Here is a 22946-nt window from a genome sequence, read left to right as displayed (position 1 = left end):
ACAGTGGACATCGCGGTATGGATCGTCACGGGAATCATCGCCCTGATTTTCGGTGGGGCCGGCGTGAACAAGCTGGTCCAGTCGAAGGGGAAGATTCTCGAGAACCCCAATATGGGATGGGCCAACGATTTCAGTCAGTCCTCGATCAGGCTCATCGGCCTCGCCGAGGTCGCCGGCGCACTCGGACTCGTCCTGCCGTGGGCCCTGGATGTGCTTCCGGCCCTCACCCCAATCGCCGGATACGCCCTGGCCGCACTGATGGTCGGAGCCGGGATCGTGCACGCCCGGCGTGGTGAGTACAAGGCGCTCCCGGTCGTGGCGCTGCTGGTCGCCGGAGCACTGTTCGTCGCCATCGCTCGATCAGTCGCGCTCTGAACGAGCGCGCCAGAGCCGGGGCCGGAAACCGCACTATGCTCGGTGGCATAGCAGTCGAGGAGAGGATCTGTCACCGATGGGAGCGCGCTCGGGTACCCGGGACAAAATGCTCGTCGCCGCCGTGGAGCTGATGCGCGAGCGTGGCGCCGGGAGTGTCACCGTCGATGCCGTGCTGGCCCGCAGCCAGACGCCCCGGGGCTCGGTGTATCACCACTTTCCCGGCGGCCGCGCCGAACTGGTCCGTGCGGCACTCGTTCGGGCCGGTGACACCATCGGCGCCATCATCGAGGACGCCGCCGTGCGCGGCCCCCTCGGCGCGCTGCACTTCTTCGGTGAGTTCTGGACCGCGATGCTGCGCGCCTCCGACTTCACCGCGGGCTGCCCCGTCGTCTCGGTCGCTGTCGGCGGTTCCCCCGACGACGACGCGCTGCGCCCCGTCGTCGCCGCCATCTTCGAGCGCTGGCACGCCGGCCTGGTCGCCACGATGACCGCCGAGAACCTGCCACGCGCCCAAGCCGAAAGCTTCGCCACCCTGGCCGTCGCCGCCATCGAAGGCGCGGTAATCCTTTGCCGCACAGAACAATCCACCGCCCCCCTCGACACCATCATCGAGGAACTGGAACACCTGTTCACCACCCGGCTCGCCGCCGTCACCCAACCGGCGGTCTGACCCGCTCCCGGCGCGAGACCCAGGATGTCCTCGCGCAACGCGGCCGAACCGCTGCGCCCGTCGTGGTCAGGGCTTACCTTCGGAGCATGGACAGTATCGAGATCGCCTCACCGGCAGGGAAACTCGACGTGCTGTTGGTTCGGCCGACAGGGGAGGGCCCGTGGCCGGGGGTGGTGGTTGTGCACGACGGGCTCGGTGTCACCGATGATCTGCGCGGTCAACTAGAACACCTCGCCGCCAACGGGTATCTGGCGATCGCGCCGAATCTGTTCACCCGAGGTCGTGCCCGGTGCATCAAAGAGATCTACCGTTCGTTGTTGTTCACCGGCGAGGGTCCGGCTGTCGGTGAGATTCTGGCCGCGCGTGATCGATTGGCCGCCGAGCCCGACTGCACCGGCCGCATCGCCGTGCTCGGCTTCTGCATGGGCGGCGGTTTCGCCCTGCTGAGCGCACCCGCGGGCTTCGCCGCCGCCGCACCCTTCTACGCCTCGCTCTACGGCGACTACAAAGCCCTGCTCGACGGTGCCTGCCCGGTGGTTGCCAGCTACGCCACCCGTGACCCGTTCCTGCGCGACGGCGCGACCAGACTCCAACAGGCACTCACCGTCAACGGTGTCGAACACGACATCAAGACCTACTCCGCCACGCACGGCTTCGCCAACGTGTTTCCCGGAAACTCGGTGCTCGAACGCATCGGGCTCGGCCACGACGTGGCCGCCTCGGCGGATGCCTGGCAACGCGTCTTCGATTTCTTCGACCGGCACCTGCGCACGGACACCGCGTGATCGCGTCCCGGTTGCCGGTGGTGTGCGGCGCTTATACTGTGCCCAATCGCAGCTGATCTGCTCATCGTCCGATCGGAGAGCGTCCAATGGGGTTCTACCAGCGCATCGTGGTGGGGACCGACGGCTCCGAGGACGCGCAGGTCGCGTTGGCGGTGGCCGGTGAGATGGCGGCGCGGTGGGAGATCCCGGTCACGGCGTTGGCGGTGTGGAAGGACTCCGCGCGCAAGGCGGCGATCGGACCCGAATCCGCCGAGGAGATCACCGCGGCGGCCGCCGAGATCCTGGTCGAAGCGGGGGCGGCGGAGGTGACGCGGCTGGAACTGCCGGGCGCGGCGAGCACCGTGCTGCTGGAGGCGGTCGAACAGCAACCGGACGCGCTGCTGGTGATCGGCGGCCGCGGGCTCGGCAGCTCGAAGGCCCGGCTGACCGGGTCGACCGCCAACCACGTGTCCCATCACAGCCCGACCGATGTGCTGTTCACCCACAACGTCCCCAAACGCTGGACCACGATCGGGCTGGCCACCGACGGATCCCCGAGTTCGATCCTGGCGGTGCGCCGCGGCTACGAGGTCGCCGTCGCCATGGGCGCGCGCCCGTTCCTGGTGACCGCCGCCAAGACCGACGACGAGGGCGCACAGACCCTCCTGGAGGTCGAGGCCGCCGCCGCGGTCGAGGATCCCGACCTGTTCGGCCGCGATGTCCTCACCGGCGTCCCCGCCGCCGAGGCCCTGTGCAACGCGGCGTGGAAGTACGACATGGTCGTCATCGGCAACCGTGGCATGAGCGGCCCGGCCCGGCTGCTCGGCTCGGTGGCCAACAAGGTCACCCACGACATCGACACCAACCTGCTGCTGGTGAACACGACCCCGTGACCACCCGGAGTTGACTGTGCCCCAAGGGCATGGTTTCCACTGGTGTCGGCAGCACACGGGAAGGGCCGATGATGGCGTGGAGTACGCGGCAGCTCGCCGAGCTGGCCGGCACGACGGTGAAGACGGTCCGGCACTATCACCAGATCGGACTGCTCGACGAACCCGAACGCGCGGCGAACGGCTACAAGCAGTACCGCACCGAGCATCTGGTGCGGCTGCTGCAGATCAAACGGCTCAGCGATCTCGAGGTGCCGTTGGCGCAGATCGCGGCGATGGGCCGCGCGGACGAGGACCCCGACGAGGCGATCCGGGTGCTCGACGCCGAGCTCGCGGGGACCATCGAACGGTTGCAGCGGATCCGTGCGGAACTGGCGGTCATCCTGCGGCATCGGGCACCGGTCGATGTCCCGGCCGGCTTCGGCCACCTCGCCCGTGACCTGTCCGCCGCGGACCGGTCGATCATCATGATCTACTCCCGGCTCTTCACCCCCGAGGCCATGGCGCAGCTGACCGAGATGATGGCGCACCAGGATCCCACCGACGCCGAGTTCGAACAGTTGCCCGCCGACGCCGACGACGAAACGATCGCGGACCTGGCCCGGCGGATGGCGCCGGTGATCCGTGAGCTGCGGCAAGGGCATCCGTGGGCCGCCGATCCCGCCGCGTACGCCAAGGAAGGCGCCGAACTCACCCGGGAGACCATGACCCAGATGCTGCGCGATCTGTATCACCCGGCGCAGCTGCGAGTGCTGCGGCGCGTCCATTCGATCGTCGCCGAATCGGCCGACGATCCGCACCGACCCTGAGGAGTCGCACATGACGACATCGACGAGCCAGGGCCCGCCCGAACTGATCGACATCGAGGAGTTCTTCGCCGACCCGGAGTTCTCCGGGGCGTCGATCTCACCGGACGGCACCCGCATCGCCTACCGCGCCCCCGCGCACGGGCGCCGCAACATCTGGGTGCGCGGGATCGACGAGGACCACGCGGACGCGGTGTGCGTCACCCACGACGCGCGCCGCGGCATCACCACCTACTACTGGACCGACGACCCGCGCTGGCTGCTGTACCTGCAGGACACCGACGGCAACGAGGACTGGCACCTGTTCCGCGTCGACCTCGACGCACCCGACGAGCCCGCCGTAGACCTGACACCCCTGGCGCCCGGCTCACGGGTGTTCGGCGCCGAACCCTCCGCCGAGGTCCCGGGAACCGTGCTGGTGTGGATGAACCAGCGGCCGATGTTCATCGACACGTTCCGCATCGATGTCGCCGACGGGTCGACAACACTGCATCTGGAGCAGACCGAACCGGGCGAGACCGTCCTGCTCGACCGGCACGACCGGCCCGCCTTCGGCGCGCGGCTGGCCGAGGACGGCGCCTTCGAGTTCTCCGCGATCGACCCCGGCACCGGGGACACACGCCTGCTGCACCGAGTGGGCGGCGCCGAGCATCCGATGGGCGCGCAACCACAGCTGGCCACACCGGACGGACAGGGCCTGCTCGTGGGCTCCTACCAGGATTCCGACGATCTGCGCCTGGTCCGGATCGACCGCGAGACCGGGCAGGAGACCGTCGTCGCCGCGGTACCGGGGCACAGCCTCGACATCAAGGGCACGATGGCACCGGACGTGCTGCCGCCGACGGTGTTCCTGAGCCGGCGCACCGGCGAGGTCCTCGCGGCCCGCTTCGTCGGTGACCGGCCCCGGATCGAGGTGATCGACCCGCACTTCGCCGAGGTCTACGCCCGTCTCGCACAGCTGTCCGACGGCGTCCTGGGCACCCTGTCCTCCGATGAGTCCGAGCAACGCTGGGTGGCGACCTTCCTGCACGACCGGGACCCCGCGGTGGCCTGGTTCTACGATCACGTGACGGGAGAGAGCCGACAGTTGTTCCGTGCCTACCCGCGCCTGGACCCGGCCGCGCTGGCCCCGATGACCGCGATCGAATTCCCGGCACGCGACGGGTTGCCGTTGCACGCTCTCCAAACCCTGCCGGTGGGGGTCGAGCCCCGGAACCTGCCGCTGGTGCTGCTGGTGCACGGCGGGCCGTGGTCGCACGACACCTGGGGCTACGACCCGCTGGTGCAATTCCTCGCCAATCGCGGCTGCGCGGTCCTGCAGGTCAACTTCCGTGGTTCGACCGGCTACGGCAAACGCCACACCACCGCCGCCATCGGCGAATTCGCCGCCGCCATGCACGACGACCTCATCGACGCCGCCGACCATCTGGTGGCCGAGGGCATCGCCGACCCGGCCCGGATCGGCATCATGGGCGGCTCCTACGGCGGTTACGCGGCACTGGTCGGCGTCACCGTCACCCCCGACTACTTCGCCGCCGCGGTCGACTACGTCGGCATCTCCGACCTGGCCAACTTCCTGCGGACCCTGCCACCGTTCACCCGGCCCTACAACGTCAACAACTGGTACCTCTACGTCGGCGACCCCGAAGACCCCGCCCAGGAAGCCGACATGCTCGCCCGCTCACCGCTGACCATGGCCGATCGCATCCGCACCCCGCTGCTGGTCGCCCAGGGCGCCAACGACGTTCGGGTGGTGCAGGCCGAATCCGACAACATCGTCGCCTCCCTGCGCGAGCGGGGCGTCCCGGTCGAGTACCTGCTCGCCGCCGACGAAGGCCACGGTTTCGTCAACCCGGAGAACCAGATCCGGCTCTATCGCGCCGTCGAACAGCATTTCGCCCGGCATCTGGGCGCCTATATCAGGTTTGCTCCGGTTTAGCGGGTAACCGTCGAACATGCCCGAAACGGGCCTATCGGTCACCTATGATGACCGAACGCGCGCGGTTCGGAACACGACGGAGTGGACGCCGGATGAATGCTGGGATCGAGGCGGCCGGTTTCTTCGGCCTGCTGGACTGGGAAGAACTCACCGGGCTGAACCGTTTCTGGCTCGACATGATCAGCATTCCGATCTTCAGCGCGGTGGCCGGTCTGATCACCAACTGGACCGGGGTGATCATGTTGTTCGCGCCGGTGCGGTTCACCGGCTTCTACGTACCCGGCCTGAAGACGATCTTCCCGTTCCTGCCGCGCAAGGTGCAGATCCTGCCCACCTTCGCCCCCGGCGGCATCCTCGGCTTCCAGGGGTTCATCCCGGCCCGTGCGGAGAAGATGGCCAGCCTGATGGTCGACAACGCCGTCGCCAAGATCGGCACCGCCAAGGACTTCTTCGACCAGATGGACCCGCGCAAGATCTCCGCGCAGGTCGCCCACGTCGCGCTGCCCAATGTGCGCTCGATGGTGGACAACATCATGGTCACCGAACATCCGCAGCTGTGGGCCGACATGCCGCCGCGCGCACGCGAAGCCATCTACGCGCGGGTCGAGGCCGAACTGCCCGCGATCACCGATCGCGCCTTCGACTTCATCGGCGCCAACATCGACCAGCTGCTGGATGTGAAGCTGATGGTCGTCGGCTATCTGCGGCGCCGCCCGGAACTGCTCAAGGACGTCATCTACGGACTCGGCGCGCCGGAACTGCGTTTCATGACCCGCATCGGGGTGATCGGGTTCCCGTTCGGGGTGGTGCTGGCACTGTGGTTGTCGTTGCTGCACTACAGCACTCCCCATGGTGACACCCCCGCGGTGATCGAACTGCCCGGCTGGCTCTACACGATCCTGCATCTGCTGCCGGCATGGGCGTGGGTGGTCCTGGGCGCCGCGACGATCGGGGTGGTGGTCAACATCATCGCGATCAAGGTGGTGTTCGAACCGGCCTCGCCGCAGCCGCGCTACAAATACCCGTGGCGGGTCGCGAAATTCGCCAAACGCCAGCATCAGGCGGCCGCCGACCTCGGGCACGCCATCGGCTACCAGATCGTCACCCTCGACGTCGTCACCGAGCAACTGCTCGACGGGCCCAGCGGCGACAAGACCCGCGCGGTCATCGCGCACTTCCTCAAAGCCGAGATCGACCGGGTGCTCGGGCCGCTGCGGTCGGTGACCCGGCTCGCGGTGGGGCCGCGCCAATTCGACGCCATCCAGGCCACCGCGGGGGTGAACCTGGCCGCGGAGATGAAGCCGTGGCTGGCCGACGACGTCGACTTCTCCCAGACCACCGCGGCCAGCGTCGACCGCCTGGCCACCGAGAAACTGCGCGAACTGCCGCCCGAGGAGTTCGTCGAAATGCTCTACACCGCCATCGAACAGGACGCCTGGCTGCTGTACGCGCACGGTGGCGCGCTCGGTGTGCTCGTCGGCGTCGCGCATCTGCTGATCTTCGGAGTGTGAGTCATGGACGAGCCGCGCAAAGAACCCGAACCCGATCCCGGGATCCCGACCGACCTGGTCGGGCTGGCCCGCATCGCCGGATTGTCGTTGCGCCACATCGTCGGCGCGGTCACCAAGGGCGCGCTGCACACCGCCACCGACCTCGTCGACGACATCCGCGCGGGCGAACCGATGTCGCAGATCATCGACGAGCGCGTGGACATGCTGCGCCGCACCGCCCTGGGCGCGCTGGGGCTGACGAGCACCGCCAACGGCGTGTACGGGCCGATCGAACCCGGTGCCGCCGCCGAGGATCTCAAGACCATGGGCGATGCGATGATCACCGAGGGCTGGGATTCGGCGCAGCAGCCGCGCGATGTGCATCCCTCGTTCATCCCGATCCTGCACGACCTGACCCCCGACGAGGCCCGCATCCTGCGGTTCCTCGCCGTGGCCGGTCCGCAACCGGCGATCGACATCCGGACCAGGACACCGTTCGGGATCGGCTCGCAGCGACTCGCCGACGGCATCAACATGATCGCCTACATGGCCGGGTGCGCGATTCCCGACCGCGACCACCACTATCTGGGCAACCTCAGCCGCCTCGGACTCGTTCGGTTCTCCACCGAACCGGTCGCCGACTTCCGCCGCTACGCCTTCCTCGAGGCACAGCCCTCGGCGCAGGTCGCCTACAAGTCGGTGAACATGCGCGCGATCAGCCAGTACCGCAGCATCTACCTGTCGGTGTTCGGCAGGCAGTTCTGCGACGCGTGTTTCGTGTTGGACGACTACACCGGGGGCGGTTGGGCCAGCGACGATCGCGGCGACGTCTATCTGGGCAAGGGCCCCCGGCTGCCGTGATCAGTCCTTGCCACGCAGCGCGTCGAGCACGCGCGCGAACATCACCGACTTGATGGCGGTCATCGTCGCCTGATCCTTGCCGGTGTACGGGGTCACCAGATCCACCGCGGTGGTGAGGACTTCGTTCTCGGCGGCGGTCGCGTCGACCAGGTCGACCGCCTGCGCGTCGGATCCGCCGAAGCGACGGCCCGTGGTCATGGCGGCGATCGCCGTCTTCGGGGGCACCTTGGCCTGGATGAGCGCGGCCATCCCGTTGGTGAACGGAATGCGGATATCGGCCTCGGGGAAGCAGAAGAAGCCGCGATCGGCGCGCATCACCCGGTAGTCGTGGGCGATGGCCAGCATCGCGCCCGCACCGAAGGCGTGGCCGCCGATCGCGGCGACGGTGGGCATCGGCAGGGTCAGGACGCGGCCGAACAGGGTGTGCACGGCTTCGACGTACTGGGTGGCGCTCTCGCCGTTGGCCGCCAGCCAGTCCAGGTCCAGGCCGTTGGAGTAGAACTTGCCGGTGGCGGTGGTCACCAGGGCGCCGGCGCCCGCGGCGACGACGGCGTCGAGGTGGGCGTGGACCTCGTCGAGGAAGTCGGGGGAGAAGCGGTTCTCGCCGTCGCCGAGATCGAGCACGGCGATCGAATCCTGGTGGGTCAGTGTGGGCATGGTGGTTTCCTTCCGGTGGGAATCAGTGGGGGCCGAGCTCGAGCACGGCACGGACGGCGGCGCGCAGGTGGGCGCGGGCCAGGGGATCGGTGAGCCGGTCGCGGCGCAGCAGCAGGGCGGTCGGCAGGTCGACCAGGCAGGTGGTGACGGTGGCGACACCGCGCCGGTCGGCGCGGCCCCACAGGGCGCGGGCCAGCCGGCTCAGGGTGGCCAGCAGCGCCTTCTCGGTGTCGGTGATCTCCTTGGCCAGGGCGGGCGGCAGGTCACCGGCGAGCAGCTCGGCCCGGTCGACGAGCAGCAGCAGCCGCGCCGAGCCGGGGTGACGCTCGGCCAGGCGCGCCGGCGTCTCGGCGGCATCGATCACCGCGTCGATCCTGGCGGCATGCCCGGTGGCGGCCAATGCCGGCGCGACCGCCTCGGATTGCAGGTCCAGGAATCGGTGCGCGGCGCGTAACCAGGTGCGCGCCAGCACTTCCTGGCGTGAGCCGAAGGTGTGATACAGCGCCCCGTTCGAGACTCCGGTGGCGGCGGCGACGGCGCGCACGGTGACCGCGGCCGGACCCGAAGCGGCGGCGAGGTTCTCGGCGGCGTCCAGGACGGTCTGCGGGTCGTGCGTGCGGGGTCTCGGCATGAACAATAGTTTACAGAGCGTCTGCTCTGTTACTGCGTTCGGGTGGGTTCATATCGGCGTTGTTCCTGGATGTCGTTCCAGCGCTTGATATTTCGTCGACGGTTCGACGCTTCGGGCCAAAACATAGACTTCGTTATGCTTCCCCGGGGACTCGATACGATGGGGTACTGTTCGCATTCTTCGGCCCCTGCCCGCACGAACAGAACGGCATCGCGATGTCCCGAGTGGTCACCAAGGAGCAGTACTTCGACACCGCCGTCGCGGTGCTCGCCGAGTTCGGCTTCAAAGGCCTCAACATCGGTGTGCTGTGCCGTCGGCTCGGGGTGACCAGTGGTTCCTTCTACCACCACTTCGGTTCCTGGCAGGGCTTCGTCGACACGCTGCTCGAGCACTGGGAGAACCGGCAGATGCTCGAACTACGCGCCCTCGATGTCGGCCACGGCGACCCCGACGCCGACGTGCGCGCGATGTCGGAGCTGGCCAGCGGTCTCGAACACGGCGCCGAAGCCGCCCTGCGCGCCTGGGCCGCCAACGACGAATCGGTACACGTCACCGTCAAACGGGTCGATGCCTCGCGGCGGCGCACCGTGCACCGCGTGATCGACGGCGTCGTGGGCGACGAGGCCACCTCGACCGTGGTCACCGAGTTCGGGATGGCCATGCTGATCGGCTACCAGCAGCTCGCCGCCGCGGGCGAACCCACCGAACTCGACCGGCTGCTGGCCGAATACGCCCGCCTGATCTACTCGCACCGGCACTAGCCGAGCAGTTCGTCCACATAGCACCAGCGCCACACCTCACCGGGTTCGACACTGCGCATCACCGGATGCGCGCTCGCCCGGAAATGAGCCACCGCGTGGTTGCCGATCGAGGACTCACAGCAGCCGATGTGCCCGCAGGCGGTGCACATCCGCAGATGCACCCAGCGCAACCCCTCGCGCACGCACTCCGGGCAGACGTGCTCGCCGACGGGTTCGCGCAGCAGCGGCGCCTGCGCGAGATGGACGCAGCCGTCGGCCGGTGCCGCACCGGAGAGCGGTTCCTCGGGCGACTCGTCGTCGGCCTCGTCGAACCGGTCGATCATCGACTCCTCGAGATCGAGGCGCGACAGCACGTGTTGGAGCACCTCGTAGTCGACCGCACCCGAATCGCGCACGCGCAGGACCGCATCGCGTTCGGCCGCCAGCATCGCCAGCCGCAGCCGCCGGTACTCCGCGGTCGGTGTCGCCAGTTCGGCTTCGGGGCGGCCGAGCCGTTCCCAGGCCGCGTTGGTGCGCCAGATCAGGCGCTGGCGCAGTGACTCGATCACCGGTTCCGGCGTGTTCGGGCCGATCCGGCGGTCCAGCTCGGCCAGGCCCGCGCTCGAAGCCTGTTGCAGCAGGTCGGCTTTGGCCAGCGCGTCCTCGGCGCGACTGGGGCCACGCAGGCGCAGCAGCCGCACCAGCCACGGCAGCGAGGTCCCCTGCACGAGCAGCGTGCCACCGACGACGACCAGCGCCAGCAGTTCCAGCACCGGCAACTGCGGTGTCGAATCGGGCAGAAGCAACACCGCCGCCAGCGTCACCACCCCGCGCATCCCCGCCCACGACACCACCGCGGCATGGCTCAACGGCACGCTCGGTCGACCCGTCAGCCGGGCCACCAGCACCGGGGTGAACACCCAGATCGGACGGGCCAGCATCACCGCCGCCAGGACCGCGAGTGCGGTGAGGATCAGCGTGTGATGGTCGAGGCCGCTGTGCCAGGCGCCGTCGACGATCCAGCGCACCTGCAGCCCGATGATCAAGAACACCGTGCTCTCCAGAACGAACTGGATCGTGCGCCAATTCGTCATCTCCGCCACCCGCGAGGCCGCGCCCTGCCAGCGTTGCGCACCGTGGCCGAGGATCATCCCGCACGTCACCACCGCGATCACGCCGGAACCGTGCAGGTGCTCGGCGGGCAGATACGCCACGAACGGCCCGAGCAGCGACACCGTGGTGTCGAGCACCGGATCGGTGATCCGCCTGCGCAGCAGCACCATCGCCGCCGCGACCAGCGCGCCGACCGCGACACCACCGCCCGCGGCGACCACGAAGTCACCACCGATCTGCCACACCGTCACCGCACCCGCCATCGCCGCGATCGCCGAGCGCAGCGCCACCAGCGCGGTGGCGTCGTTGAACAGCGACTCGTCCTCGAGCACCGTGACGATGCTGCGCGGCATCCCCGTGCGCCGCGCGACCGCGGTCGCCGCCACCGCGTCCGGGGGAGCGACCACCGCGCCCATCGCCACGGCCGCCGCGAACGGCACCGGCAGCAGCCACCACACCACCAGCGCCACCGCGAAGGTGCTGAACAGCACCAGCCCCACCGACAGCGACGCGATCGTGCGCAGATTCGTCCGGAAATCGACCAGCGAGGTCCGCAGCGCCGCGGTGTAGAGCAGCGGCGGTAGCAGGCCGAGCAGCACCACTTCGGGCTCGAGATGCACCACCGGCACCGCGGGCACATACGAGGCCGCCAGTCCGGCCAGGGTCAGCACCAGCGGCTCGGAGATCCCGAACCGTCGCGCCAGCGCCGCCAGCGCGGTCGCCGACCCCACGAGCACCACCAAGCCGATCGCGATACCCATCAGCGCATTCCTCCACTCACCGACCTACTCGGTCGAGGCCGCGAACCCGTGCCGTGCCACCACCGACCACAGATACACCCCGAGGCTCGCGCCGACACCGAGGCCGACGCACACCGCGCCCGCCTGCACGAAATAGCCGATCCCCGACACCTGATACACCGACAGGATCAACCCCTGGCACACGATCAGACCCGGCAGCAACGCACCGGTGATCCCGACCAGCACCAGCGCCGACATCGGCACCCGCAACCGCTCCGCCGAGGCCGCGGCGAGGAAACCCAGCACGACCGCCGCGATCGGGCCCGCCCACGCCGCGGGCATGTTCCCGAGGTGGATCAGCGCCTGGTTCACCGAAGCGGTCACCAGCCCGGCCACCGCCGCGGGCGCCAGCAGGCGGGGACCGCCCACATTGAACAGCGCGTTACCGATCGCGCCGAGCACCGCGAAGCAGATCCCCAGCCAGACCGGCAGCACGGGCAGCACCGCGTTCGCGGCGACCCCCAGATCGAAGCGCCACGACAGCGACAGGATCAGCACGCCGCCGAGCGCGATCCCGCCGATGATCAGCGCCGCGCCCAGCGCCCGGGCCAGTGCGGTGAGGCTGTCCGCGCTCACCATGTCGATCGCGGTCGAGATCAGTTGGGGCAGTGGCGCGATGAGCACCCAGGTCGTGGCAACCAGGGTCGCGGCCTGGGCCACCGTCAGCCATCCGGCCAGATGGAAGGTCCCGCCGAAGGCGCCCGCCACCGTCGCCTGCACGACGACCGTGAAGAACCTCGGCACCCCGTGCCCGCCGAGCCCGCGTCCGGTCAGGTTCACCACCAGCTGGGTGGCCGCGGCCAGGCTCGCCGCCAGGGCGGTGCCGCCGATCTGCAGGCAGATACAGAACGCCAGCAACATGCCACCGGCCTGCAGCGCCCACCACGGAAACGGCTGCGGACCGGCGTCGGCGGCCGTCAGCTCACGGCAGGCGGTTTCGGGATCGAGCCGGTCGACCACCTGCCGCCGGGCCACGGCCTTGATCCGGCGCATCCGGTCGCAGTCGAACGCGTCCAGCGTCGCGGCCTGTGCCTGACGGGTGTGGATGTGCCCGTGCTCGTCGACGTACTGCACCGTCACCGTCCGGCCGATCCCGGTGACCAGCACCTCCGACATGCCCCACGCGGCCGCACACGTGGTGACCATGAGCATCATCGCCTCGGTGGCGTACCCGGATTCCAGTGTCGAGGTGCCCAATTCGGCCAGGAACCGCAGCTCGGCCTCGACGTGCTGTCGATCGGTGTCCTGGTTCGACATAGCGTCGAATGTAACGGCCGCCCACGGCCCGATCCGGCGACACGCGCGGTCAACCGGCCTGCTCGTCGGCGCGCAGATGGTCCACCGCACCCCACACCCGCAACCGCAGCAGCGGACCTTCGCGCCGCCACTGCGACACCGAGGCGTTGGGGACCGGTTCGAGCGAGTCCGGCACCGGTGCGCCGAGACCATCGAGGATGTAGCGCAGCGAGACCACCACCGCGTCGTGGGTCACCAGCAGCACCTGCTCGCCTGCGGCGACGGTATCGAGTTCGTCGAGGAAGCTGCGCACCCGCAGCGCCACATCGGCCAGCGATTCCCCGCCGGGCGGGCGATACACCCAGTTGCCCACGCGGGCGCGCCGCGCCGCTTCCTCCCGTGCGCGGCGCTGGATCGCCTTGTGCGGGTGCAGTTCGAACACGCCCATCTCGCGGTCGCGCAAGCGCTCGTCGACGAGGGTGCGGATCGGGCGCAGGTGTCGATGGCGTCCGGCTGCGGCCTCGGCCATCATCGCCCAGGTGAGCCGGGTGCGCAGGTAGGGGGAACAGACCACCAGGCCGGGGCGCTGCACCCCGGCCAGCGAACCGAGCCAGTCACCGAGGCGCTGGGTCTGCCAGTGCCCGTGGGCGGTGAGCTCCACCGCGGCGTCGGTGCCCGGCATCGGCCGCTGCTCGGTGGCCGGGTCGGCGAACCAGGCATTGGCCTCGCTCTGGGCGTGCCGGATCGCCCACAAACCACCCAGCGCGCGGGGCGCGGCCAGTCCCTCGGGCACCTGCAGCCACCCCTTTCGCTGATCGAACGTCATCGAGAAGTTCCTTCGTGCTCGTCCTGTCGTGCCCGGACGCGCCGGGGGAATACCGGCCTCGTCGCCGATGTTGCACCCCCAAGACTTTGAACGCTTGTCCAGATCGTGCCGGAGGAGGCCCCCGTGACTACCAGAGTAGAGATCTGGACCGACATCAACTGCCCGTTCTGCTACCTGGGCAAAGCCCGCTTCGAAGAAGCGCTTTCGCGTTTCGAGCACCGCGGCGACGTCGAGGTGGTGCATCGCTCCTTCGAACTCGATCCCGGCCTGCCCGCCGACGAGACCGGCCCGGTCATCCCGCGCATCGCCGCCAAATACGGCATCCCCGTCGAGCAGGCGGCCGCCAACGAACGCGCGATCGGCGCCCAGGCCGCCGAACTCGGGCTGCCCTACCTGACCAGCGGCCGCGATTTCGGCAACAGCTTCGACATGCATCGCCTGCTGCACTTCGCCCTCGACAAGGGCCGCCAGGACGCCATGATCGACGCGCTCTACGCGGGCAACTTCGCCGAGCCCGAACCGGTCTTCGCCGACCCCGAACGCCTCGTCGCCCTGGCGGTGCGCGCCGGGCTCGACGAGACCGAAGTCCGTGCCGTACTGAATGATCCGAACGCCTACGCCGATGCCGTGCGAGCCGACGAACGCGAGGCCGCCCAGCTGGGCGCGACCGGTGTGCCGTTCTTCGTCTTCGACGACAAGTACGCGGTCTCCGGCGCCCAGCCCGTCGAGGTGTTCACCCAGGCACTGACCACCGCATGGAACGACCGTCCGGCGCCGCTGGTGCTCGCCGATTCCGATGCCTGCGGCCCCGATGGCTGCGCGCTACCCGGTCCGGCCTAGTCACCGGTGCCGCTGACCGTGATCGGCGGCGTCGTCGCCTCGGTGCTGCCCAGATAGGTGATGCGGTAGGTCCCCGGCGCGCCCGCCACCCAGGTCACCGCGGCGCCGAAGCGTAGGCGCAGGTCACGATGCCAGGTGATCGTGGTGGTGGTCGAGGCGTCATCGGCGACCACCTGCCAGGCGTCACCCTGCTGTCGTTCCACCCGGAAATAGGTCGGTCGCAGGACCGCGTTGGGGTGGTCGGCATCGAACCGCACGGTCACGGTCTGTCCGCTGCGCGCGGATGTGGGCGCGTCGCGGACCGCCACCGGCCGCTGGCGCGCGAACCGCGGTGAGCCGGTGGGGCCGATGAGTCGCAGCCGGTGCGGACGGGGCGGGGTCCCTGGTTCGACGGCACGGCCCTCGCGCAGCGCGGACGCGAGCTCCACGAAGGCATTCCGCAGCGCGTCGAGCTCGTTGCGGCCGAAGACGGTCGCACCGCCCTCGTACAACTGTTCGTCGTACTCCTCGGGCGTGGTGACGTAGTGCCCGTAGCCGTTGGCATAACCTTGCACCACCACCAGGTCGAGCTCGACTCCGAGTTCGGTGGCCACCGCGCGCCGCATCCGCAACCCGGCCACGATCGTGAGCTCGAACGGTAGGCAGATCAGATACAGCTGACCCCAGCGAACCAGCTGCAGCAGATAGGTTTCCTGCGCCCAGCGCATCGGGCCGATCGGCAAGAACAGGTCTTTGGGCGCCTGCGCGCGGGCCAATCCTGGCAGCAGCCGGTAGAGCGCCTTCGTGATCAGCTCGGGGACCGGGTTGCGCTTGCCCTCGTCGAACAGCGGCGAGCCCGGCCCGTCGGTCAGCTTGCCCGCGGCGAAACTGGCACCCAGGATCGCGCGTCCGGTCGGCCCGGCGGGCGTCGGCTGCCCGGCGACCCGCAGGTAGCGGTGCCGCACATCGATGAGCGCCGTGAGCTCCGCCCCGACCTGCTCGGCCAGTTCGCGGGCGGCGTCGAGCTGGCGCGCGCCGATGATCGCGGTGTTGGCCACTTCGTCGTCGGTCGGGCCCCTGCCCGGCCGCAGCTCCAGATTGGGCGACAGGTCGCCGCTGTTGGTCTGCGCGAACGCCGTCACCAATTCGGGCGCGCTGCCCTGCGGGTCGGCGCCGCGCCGCTCCCACGAGTAGGCCGCCCATCCCTTGTTGTCGGCACTGATCAGGCGGTTGCTGTTGGTCATCGAGGTGTTGTGCACCGCGAACCAGTTGATCGCACCCACCAGCCTGCCCGCGCGCTCGAAGCGCAGCAGCAGCGTGGCCGGGTCGATGGCGTCGGGGAAGACCGCGCGCTCCTCGGCCGGATCCCGGTCGAACGCCGAACGTGCGCGGTTCGCGCTCGCGGTGTGCAAGGTGGCGCGGGTCAGGATCGCGGTGCTCGGAGCGAGGTCGGCGTCGGCCCGGGCGATCGCCTCGACCACGCCGTCCACCAGGCGGGCGAAGGTGCGGGAGTGATGGCCCGCGGTGGTGATGTTGTAGAGCACGTCGTGGCCGTGACCGCCTGGGCCGCAATGGGTGTGGGTGGCGGTGAGCACGACGTTGCCCGGCCCGTAGGTGCCGGCAAAACGCTGCCCGAGCCGTTCATGGATGGCCGCGACACCGGCCTGGAAGAACATGCCGATGTCGGCGACCACGAACGCCACCCGACGGTCGCCGTCATCGAGCACGAAGGCCCGCGCGAACTGCCGCGAGATGATGCCGTTGGTCCGTTGATGCGGCATCCCGTAGCCCATCATGCCCACGCCCCACGGTTCGCCCGTCACATCGGCGATGCCGCGCCCGACCAGCCACTGGTTGCCCATTCCGGCGGTCATTTCAGGCCGGCCTCGATCTCGCCGTAGGCGATCCCGCCGTGGACGTAGGTCGGCACCACCGGCCAGAACCGCTTCCACGGCGCTAGTTCGGTGCTGGGAAGAATCTGCAGCCACCGCGGGTCGTTGCGGCACGGGTCGGCCATGGTCTTCTCCTTGATCATGGAGTCGTACTGATCGAGGGAGTCCTCGAGGGTGTTGGCGTTCGGGCAGATCTCGCGACCGAACTGCTCGTGATACCTGCGCACGCCGGGGATCTTCGACAGCTCCGGCTGCCAGTTGTCCAGGGAGATACCGTTTTCCGAGGAGACCCAGACGCCGTCGGGGGTGTTGATGACCAGCGAGTGGTTGCCGTCGGTGTGCCCGGGTGTCCATAGCAGCGCGATGCCGGGGCCGAGTTCGATGTCGCCGTCGAAGGTCACGAACTTGCCCGGATCGACACCGTCGAGCCCACCGTCGACGTACCACGCCCACTGCATCGGGTGCAGCGACCGCAGGGTGGCGAGTTCGCGGCTGTGGACCAGCATCCTGGCATCGCCGAACAGCGCTCGACGCGGCCGCGGCTCGCCGTCGATGACCTCGGTGGAGCCGAGGATCATGCGCGGGTCCTGCACATGCAGGTGGTCGAAGGTGCAGAAGTCGATGTCCTCGGCGCGCAACCCCACTGTCGCGAGCACGTCGCCGGGCTCGTTGTAGTACTCGAGGATCACCTTCTCGAGCAGGTGACCGCCGGGGATCTTGCCCGTGAGTTTCTTCAGGTTGCGATAGAACGGTGCCTCGGCCGACCCCGCGGGCACCGTCGGCTCGAAGACCAGCGTGCGCGGGGTGCCGTTCCAGTCGTCGTACTGGACGACGAGCATCCGGTTGATCATCGAGATCAGCGGCAACGTCGGCACCGACACCGCGTTGTCGAACGCGAATTTCACCGGGTAGGGCGCCGCGGCGATGTCCACCGACCGCACCGCCCGGATCCGGCCCTGCGCGGTGAAGCGTTCCTTGTACGCCGCCGCGGACTCCCGCACGGCCCGCAGCCGCTCACCACGGGGCCACACTTCGTGCACGCCCTCGAACTCGGGAATCACGCGAGCGCCGATCGCCGCCAGATCGGTGTCGTCGGTTCGGTGTGCCTGCTGCACCATCAATCGCTCCTCGTGGGTCGTACGTGCCCTTCAGGATGCCGCCGCACCGGGAGCAATACTTGTTTCAGTGCGACAAATCCGCTCGGCTGCCGCGCCGCAGATCCCGGGGACTCACGCCGTACCAGCGCCGCACGGCGTGGCTCAGCGTCGACTGCTCGGTGAATCCGAGCCGCGTCGCGACCTGGCCCAGGGGCAGATCGGTCGTGGTGAGGTAGCGATGTGCCGCGTCACGCCGGACATCGTCGAGGACCGTTTCGAACGTGGTCTGCTCCGCGGCCAGTTGTCGCTGCAGTGTCCGCGGATGCACGGCGAGCAGGCGGGCGACCCGCCCGATCGTCGGGGGTGCGCTGCCGAGACTCTTCGACAGCGCTCGCCGGACCTGCGTGGACACCTTGCGAGTCGGGTCGGGGTAGTTGCCTGCCAGGTACTGCAGCGCCAGCCGGCGGATCGCTTCGTTGGCGGTGGCGAACCGGTCGTCGAGCCGATCACGCTGCACGCGCAGCGCCGCCGCCGGACGGCCGAATGCCACGCCGGCACCGAAGAATTCGGTGTAGCGCGCAACGGGCGACAGCGGCCGATGGGGGATCTCCACCGACAGCAGACCTTCCCGATTGCCCATCAGCATCACGGCGACCTGATAGAACACCCCGAGCCCCAGTTCGATCGCCTGCGGGGAATAGGGCGACTCGTGCAGCTCTTTCCGATAGGTCAGCGCCGCGATCCCGCGGCGCCCCCGCGGATCGGGCTCGACCCCGATGCTCAGCGCCGGGCTGTGCACGAACATGTACTTCGACGCGAAGACCAGCGCCTCGGCCGCCGTCGACGACGCCTCGATCACCACCGCCAGCGGGCCGAGGATCGACACGTCCTGCGCCTCGGCCAGGCGCAGCCCCAGGTCCGGACAGCCGAGCTCGGCCGCTGCCGCGTCGAGCACGAGATCGTTGGCGGTGATCGAGATCAGGCCCTCGTCGGAGTCCAGATCGCCACGCGCTAGGCCGAATCGGGCGAGCAGCCGATCGGCGTCGCCACCGAGTTGTTCGACCAGGGGCACGAACCCGCGCAGACTGGCGGCCCGGATCATCGGACCCATGATCGTCAGTGTAGGACCGCCCGGTCCTAGAGGTCGATGACGACCTTGATGTCGCCGCGATCACCCGGATCGAAGGCTTCCAGGGCTCGCTCCAACGGCAGCCGGCGGGTGATCAGCCGTTCCAGCCACGCCTTGTCGGCCTTGGCCAGGGCTTCGGCACCCTGCTCGTAGTGGTGTCGGTTCGCGTTCACCGAACCGAACACGACGGCGTTGTCGAGCACGATGTTGCGATTGAGTTCGCCCACATCGACTCCGGTGTCCACGCCGGGGGAGGAGACCCCGGTCAGGCAGATGATCACGCCCGGGTTGTCGACCTCCATCGCCTGCAGTGCCACCGCGGGCGCGCCGGTCGCCTCGATCACGATGTCGGGTTTGACCTGCACGGCCACCGCCCCGGCGGTGCCGGTGTGGAAGGTGGCGCCGAGGTCCTCGACCAGCTGTTGTTTGATCCCGCCGGTGGCGCGGTCGAGCACGTGCACATCGAGGCTGCGCTGGGCCCCGAGCAGTGCCGCGAGCAACCCGATCGGTCCCGCGCCGGTGACCAGCACGGTCCGCGGATCGAACCAGGCGCGCTTGTTGATCTTCTCGATCTGGTCCCACGCCTTGGTCACCACCGTGGTCGGTTCCAGCAGCACGCCCACCTTCTCCAGAGAGGCGTCGAGTTTGACCGTGTAGTCGGCGCGCACCGACCACGCCGTCGACCCGTAACCGTCGATCTCCTTGATCCCGCGTTCGACGTACATGCCGTTGCGGCACATGTCGAATTCGCCGCGCGCGCACGCCCCGCACGGCACCGGGTCGGGCCTGCGTACGATCCCGACCACGAGATCGCCGGGCGCGAAACCACTTCCGTCGGGCGCGGTGCGCACCCGGCCCAGCGATTCGTGCCCGAGCACCATCCGTTCCCGGCCCGGCGGCGCCCAGCCATAACTGCCGTCCGCGATCTCGCGGTCGGTGCCGCAGATCCCGAGGGAGATCCCGTCGACAAGCAATTCCCCCGGTGCGAGCACCGGGTCGGGTACCTCCTCGATCCGTAAGCTCTTCGCCTGCAGGGGAACGACTGTCAACGCGCGCATCTCGGTTTCCCTTCCGCCCGGACCGGGCCACGACCTGTCGGAACTGCACCACTACGGCCACGACATGCGGGGGAAGAGCAACCCCGTCGCGAACTCGCCACGAACACGGACCACCTGCGTCAACGGTACGCGAGCGATGCTGCCGAACGCAGGCGACGGACCGATCGCGAACATCCGGCACCCACACATTGACGCATGCCGGGGCGCACTGCCACGATCGACAGGTTCGGTCTGTCCCGGGTCATCGTCGACGTGAGGGGTCACCATGAAGGCTGTCCAGTATCGAACACCCGGTTCCGCTCCCGAGGTGGTCACGGTGCCCGACCCCGAACCCGGTCCCGGTCAGGTGCTGCTGAAGGTCGCCGCCGCCGGGGTGTGCCACTCCGACATCGCCGTCATGAGCCTGCCCGCCGACGCGCTCGGCTTCCCGCTGCCGCTGACCCTCGGCCACGAGGGCGCGGGCTCGGTCGCCGCCCTCGGGGCCGGTGTCGAAGGCATCGAGGTAGGCGAGATGGTCGCCGTCTACGGGCCGTGGGGGTGCGGGCGGTGCCGTCAGTGCACGAAAGGCCAGGAGAACTACTGCCTGCGGGCCCGCGAGCTCGGGATCTTCCCGCCCGGGCTCGGCGCGCCCGGCGCCATGGCCGAGTACATGATCGTCGACGACGCCCGTCACCTGGTTCCGCTGCGCGGGCTCGACCCCGTGCGGAACGTCTCGCTCACCGACGCGGGCCTGACCCCGTATCACGCGATCACCCTGTCGCTGCCCAAACTCGTTCCCGGCTCCACCACTGTGGTGATCGGCGCGGGCGGGCTCGGCCACGTCGCCATCCAGCTGCTTCGGGCGATGACCGCCACCCGCATCATCGCCCTCGATCTGTCCGAGGAACGCCTCGAACTGGCTCGCACGGTCGGCGCGCACGAGACCGTCATCTCCGACGCGCAGGCCGCCGACCGGATCAAGGCCCTCACCGGTGGTGAAGGCGCGCAGGTGATCCTGGACTTCGTCGGCGCCCCGCCCACCACGGCGACCGCCGCGGCCGCGGCGGGCATCAACGCCGACATCACCGTGGTCGGTCTCGGCGGCGGCTCGGTGCCCGTCGGCTTCGGGTCACCGCCCTACGAAACCACCGTCACCTCGCCGTACTGGGGCAGCCGGACCGAACTGATCGAAGTGTTCGAACTGGCCCACCTGGGCGAGGTCGACGTGCACGTCGAGACGTTCGGCATCGACGAGGCCCCGCTCGCCTACGAACGCCTGCACGCCGGAAAGATCACGGGCCGGGCCGTCATCGTGCCCACCAGCTGAGCGGCTCGGCTACGGTGGAGTCCGCTCGCACCGATCTGCTGGAGGCGTCTTGCGCATCATCGTCCGGATCCTGCTCGTGCTCGCCACCTTCCTCGTCGCGGGCGCACCGGCACTGGCCGCGCCGACCGTCGACGACGCGACCGGGCGCAAGATCGACGAACTGCTCGCGGTGCGCGCCGAAGCCGGCGACATTCCCCGGGCCGAGCTGATCGAACGGCTCTCCGCCCGCCTGCTCGGCACCCCCTACGGCGCGAACATGCTGATCGGTTCGGCCACCGAACCCGAGCAGCTCGTGATCGACCTGCGCCGCGTCGACTGCTTCACCTACCTGGACTACCTCGACGCCGCCTCCCGCTCCGCCGACCGCGAAGAGTTCACCACCAACCTGATCGCCACCCGCTACACCGAGGGCCGGGTCGAATTCGCCCAGCGCAAGCACTTCTTCACCGACTGGGCCACCACCCCGCGCATCGCCGCCACCGACATCACCGCCGACCTGAGCTCCGCCGCCGTCACGGTGACCAAACACCTCAATGCCAAGGCCGACGGCAGCACCTATCTACCCGGCATCCCGGTCGTCGACCGCGCGATCACCCACATCCCCTCGGCCGCCGTCGACGGTGCAGTGCGCGAACGCCTGCGCACCGGCGACTACCTCGGCGCCTACACCCCCGACGCGGGCCTCGACGTCACCCACGTCGGCATCATCGTGCAGACCCCCTCCGGCCCGGTCTTCCGCAACGCGTCCTCACTGGCCGACTACCAGGTCCTCGACACACCACTGGCCGACTACCTGCGCACCGTCCCCGGGATCGTCGTCCTGCGCCCCACCCCCTGACCTCGAGTCGACCTGAACAGCCACCGTGGTCGTATGGCCACCTTCGGCTACGACCGCCGCGCGACCCGCCTCCTCGACCGGTCGCACCCCGGATAGTCGAAAAGCCTCCAACGTGCGACGATGTCGGATGTGACCAGTACGCCCGGGCAACCACAGCACCTGCGCGACCTCACACTGCTGCGCCGCGTGCGCGACCGGATCGACCGCGAGTACGCCCAGCCACTCGATGTCGAAGCGCTCGCCCGCGGGGTCCACGTCTCCGCCGGGCACCTGAGCCGCCAGTTCCGCCTCGCCTACGGCGAATCGCCGTATTCCTACCTGATGACCCGCCGCATCGAACGGGCCATGGCGCTGCTGCGGCGCGGCGATCTGAGCGTGACCGAGGTGTGCTTCGAAGTCGGCTGCTCCTCGCTGGGCACCTTCAGTACCCGCTTCACCGAACTCGTCGGCGTACCGCCCAGTGTCTACCGTCAGCAGCAGACCGGGTCCACCGAGGGAATGCCGTCGTGCGTGGTCAAGAAGGTGACCAGACCGATCAGGAATCGAGAAGCTCCCGCCTCGCCGGGCAATTAGCGTGGTCGCCATGACGATCACCATTCATCAGAGCTACCTGCCCCACGACGACGCCGACGCGGCCCTGGCCTTCTACCGCGACAAGCTCGGCTTCGAAGTCCGCAACGACGTCGGCTACAACGGTCTGCGCTGGATCACCGTCGGCCCGGCCGGCCAGCCCGACACCTCCATCGTGCTCACCCCACCGGCCGCCGACCCCGGGATCACCGACGACGAACGCCGTGTGATCTCCGAGATGATGGCCAAGGGCACCTATGCGGGGGTCAACCTCGCCACCGACGATCTCGACGGCCTGTTCGAGAAGCTGCAGGCGGGCGATACCGATGTGGTGCAGGAACCCACCGACCAGCCCTACGGCATCCGCGACTGCGCCTTCCGCGATCCTGCGGGCAACCTGATCCGCATTCAGCAGCTCAAATAGGTCAGACCCCGTCGA

The 22946-nt window shown here is 69.1% G+C and carries 23 protein-coding genes; 14 read left to right on the top strand and 9 right to left on the bottom strand.

Going from position 1 to position 22946, the window contains the following annotated elements; all coding sequences use genetic code 11:
• The first annotated feature begins 3 nt into the window (after positions 1 to 3).
• From ACFVVM_RS06680 to ACFVVM_RS06645, 8 genes are all read left to right on the top strand, one after another.
• Positions 4 to 375: a DoxX family protein gene (locus ACFVVM_RS06680; protein WP_387613804.1), complete on the top strand. Its 372-nt coding sequence runs from the start codon at positions 4 to 6 to the stop codon at positions 373 to 375.
• 76 nt (positions 376 to 451) lie between these two features.
• Positions 452 to 1045, top strand: a complete 594-nt coding sequence (locus ACFVVM_RS06675) for a TetR/AcrR family transcriptional regulator (RefSeq protein ID WP_387613801.1) — start codon at positions 452 to 454, stop codon at positions 1043 to 1045.
• Between the two features lie 86 nt (positions 1046 to 1131).
• A complete protein-coding gene (locus ACFVVM_RS06670) occupies positions 1132 to 1830 on the top strand; it encodes a dienelactone hydrolase family protein (protein ID WP_387613798.1) in 699 nt (232 codons plus the stop codon).
• An 86-nt stretch (positions 1831 to 1916) separates the two neighbouring features.
• Complete coding sequence (locus ACFVVM_RS06665) at positions 1917 to 2702, top strand: universal stress protein (protein WP_387613795.1); 786 nt, start codon at positions 1917 to 1919, stop codon at positions 2700 to 2702.
• A gap of 71 nt (positions 2703 to 2773) precedes the next feature.
• Complete coding sequence (locus ACFVVM_RS06660) at positions 2774 to 3508, top strand: MerR family transcriptional regulator (RefSeq protein ID WP_387613792.1); 735 nt, start codon at positions 2774 to 2776, stop codon at positions 3506 to 3508.
• A 10-nt stretch (positions 3509 to 3518) separates the two neighbouring features.
• Positions 3519 to 5444: a S9 family peptidase gene (locus ACFVVM_RS06655; protein ID WP_387613789.1), complete on the top strand. Its 1926-nt coding sequence runs from the start codon at positions 3519 to 3521 to the stop codon at positions 5442 to 5444.
• Positions 5445 to 5536: 92 nt separating this feature from the next.
• Positions 5537 to 6955, top strand: coding sequence for a hypothetical protein (locus ACFVVM_RS06650; RefSeq protein WP_387613786.1), 1419 nt, complete (start codon positions 5537 to 5539; stop codon positions 6953 to 6955).
• A gap of 3 nt (positions 6956 to 6958) precedes the next feature.
• Positions 6959 to 7795, top strand: coding sequence for an Abi-alpha family protein (locus ACFVVM_RS06645; RefSeq protein WP_387613783.1), 837 nt, complete (start codon positions 6959 to 6961; stop codon positions 7793 to 7795).
• Here the strand turns inward: ACFVVM_RS06645 and ACFVVM_RS06640 are convergent, their stop codons facing one another.
• Both ACFVVM_RS06640 and ACFVVM_RS06635 read right to left on the bottom strand, forming a co-directional pair.
• Entirely contained in the window at positions 7796 to 8452 is a 657-nt protein-coding gene (locus ACFVVM_RS06640; RefSeq protein ID WP_387613779.1) for an enoyl-CoA hydratase-related protein, read from the bottom strand. It abuts the gene before it with no gap.
• A gap of 22 nt (positions 8453 to 8474) precedes the next feature.
• A complete protein-coding gene (locus tag ACFVVM_RS06635; RefSeq protein WP_387613776.1) occupies positions 8475 to 9083 on the bottom strand; it encodes a TetR family transcriptional regulator in 609 nt (202 codons plus the stop codon).
• 215 nt (positions 9084 to 9298) lie between these two features.
• Between ACFVVM_RS06635 and ACFVVM_RS06630 the strand changes: the two genes are divergently transcribed.
• Positions 9299 to 9844, top strand: a complete 546-nt coding sequence (locus tag ACFVVM_RS06630; RefSeq protein WP_387613773.1) for a TetR/AcrR family transcriptional regulator — start codon at positions 9299 to 9301, stop codon at positions 9842 to 9844.
• On the opposite strand, the gene ACFVVM_RS06625 is transcribed toward ACFVVM_RS06630, so the two are convergent.
• From ACFVVM_RS06625 to ACFVVM_RS06615, 3 genes are read right to left on the bottom strand one after another with little or no spacing between them, the layout of a single operon-like run.
• Entirely contained in the window at positions 9841 to 11697 is a 1857-nt protein-coding gene (locus tag ACFVVM_RS06625) for a Na+/H+ antiporter (protein WP_387613770.1), read from the bottom strand. The genes ACFVVM_RS06630 and ACFVVM_RS06625 overlap by 4 nt on opposite strands.
• 24 nt (positions 11698 to 11721) lie before the next feature.
• A complete protein-coding gene (locus ACFVVM_RS06620; protein WP_387613767.1) occupies positions 11722 to 12993 on the bottom strand; it encodes a threonine/serine exporter family protein in 1272 nt (423 codons plus the stop codon).
• 49 nt (positions 12994 to 13042) lie between these two features.
• Positions 13043 to 13798 (bottom strand): histidine phosphatase family protein, encoded by a 756-nt coding sequence (locus ACFVVM_RS06615; RefSeq protein WP_387613765.1) that lies wholly within the window; start codon positions 13796 to 13798, stop codon positions 13043 to 13045.
• A gap of 123 nt (positions 13799 to 13921) precedes the next feature.
• On the opposite strand from ACFVVM_RS06615, the gene ACFVVM_RS06610 reads away from it, so the two are divergent.
• Positions 13922 to 14638 carry a DsbA family oxidoreductase gene (locus ACFVVM_RS06610; RefSeq protein ID WP_387613762.1) on the top strand — a complete coding sequence of 239 codons (717 nt, stop codon included), beginning with the start codon at positions 13922 to 13924 and terminating at the stop codon, positions 14636 to 14638.
• On the opposite strand, the gene ACFVVM_RS06605 is transcribed toward ACFVVM_RS06610, so the two are convergent.
• The 4 genes from ACFVVM_RS06605 to ACFVVM_RS06590 all read right to left on the bottom strand — a co-directional run bounded on the left by ACFVVM_RS06605 (position 14635) and on the right by ACFVVM_RS06590 (position 19793).
• On the bottom strand, positions 14635 to 16491 hold the full coding sequence (locus ACFVVM_RS06605) for a neutral/alkaline non-lysosomal ceramidase N-terminal domain-containing protein (protein WP_387613759.1): 1857 nt from the start codon (positions 16489 to 16491) through the stop codon (positions 14635 to 14637). The genes ACFVVM_RS06610 and ACFVVM_RS06605 overlap by 4 nt on opposite strands.
• Entirely contained in the window at positions 16488 to 17627 is a 1140-nt protein-coding gene (locus tag ACFVVM_RS06600; protein WP_387613756.1) for a hypothetical protein, read from the bottom strand. Before ACFVVM_RS06600 ends, ACFVVM_RS06605 begins: the two co-directional genes overlap by 4 nt.
• A gap of 64 nt (positions 17628 to 17691) precedes the next feature.
• Positions 17692 to 18717, bottom strand: coding sequence for an AraC family transcriptional regulator (locus ACFVVM_RS06595; RefSeq protein ID WP_387613754.1), 1026 nt, complete (start codon positions 18715 to 18717; stop codon positions 17692 to 17694).
• Between the two features lie 26 nt (positions 18718 to 18743).
• Positions 18744 to 19793 carry a glucose 1-dehydrogenase gene (locus tag ACFVVM_RS06590; RefSeq protein WP_387613751.1) on the bottom strand — a complete coding sequence of 350 codons (1050 nt, stop codon included), beginning with the start codon at positions 19791 to 19793 and terminating at the stop codon, positions 18744 to 18746.
• Positions 19794 to 20058: 265 nt separating this feature from the next.
• Here ACFVVM_RS06590 and ACFVVM_RS06585 point away from each other — a divergent pair, with 265 nt between their 5' ends.
• The 4 genes from ACFVVM_RS06585 to ACFVVM_RS06570 all read left to right on the top strand — a co-directional run bounded on the left by ACFVVM_RS06585 (position 20059) and on the right by ACFVVM_RS06570 (position 22931).
• Positions 20059 to 21099, top strand: a complete 1041-nt coding sequence (locus ACFVVM_RS06585) for an NAD(P)-dependent alcohol dehydrogenase (protein WP_387613748.1) — start codon at positions 20059 to 20061, stop codon at positions 21097 to 21099.
• A 49-nt stretch (positions 21100 to 21148) separates the two neighbouring features.
• Positions 21149 to 21937 carry an N-acetylmuramoyl-L-alanine amidase-like domain-containing protein gene (locus ACFVVM_RS06580; protein ID WP_387613745.1) on the top strand — a complete coding sequence of 263 codons (789 nt, stop codon included), beginning with the start codon at positions 21149 to 21151 and terminating at the stop codon, positions 21935 to 21937.
• 120 nt (positions 21938 to 22057) lie between these two features.
• Positions 22058 to 22510, top strand: a complete 453-nt coding sequence (locus tag ACFVVM_RS06575; protein ID WP_387613742.1) for a helix-turn-helix domain-containing protein — start codon at positions 22058 to 22060, stop codon at positions 22508 to 22510.
• Positions 22511 to 22520: 10 nt separating this feature from the next.
• Positions 22521 to 22931 (top strand): VOC family protein, encoded by a 411-nt coding sequence (locus ACFVVM_RS06570; protein ID WP_387613740.1) that lies wholly within the window; start codon positions 22521 to 22523, stop codon positions 22929 to 22931.
• The last annotated feature ends 15 nt before the right edge of the window (positions 22932 to 22946 follow it).

It is taken from the genome of Nocardia sp. NPDC058176 (assembly GCF_042883805.1).
In the GTDB taxonomy this organism is placed as follows: domain Bacteria; phylum Actinomycetota; class Actinomycetes; order Mycobacteriales; family Mycobacteriaceae; genus Nocardia.
The sequence above is the reverse complement of the archived record's forward strand: the minus strand, read 5'-3'. Positions and strand labels throughout refer to the sequence as shown.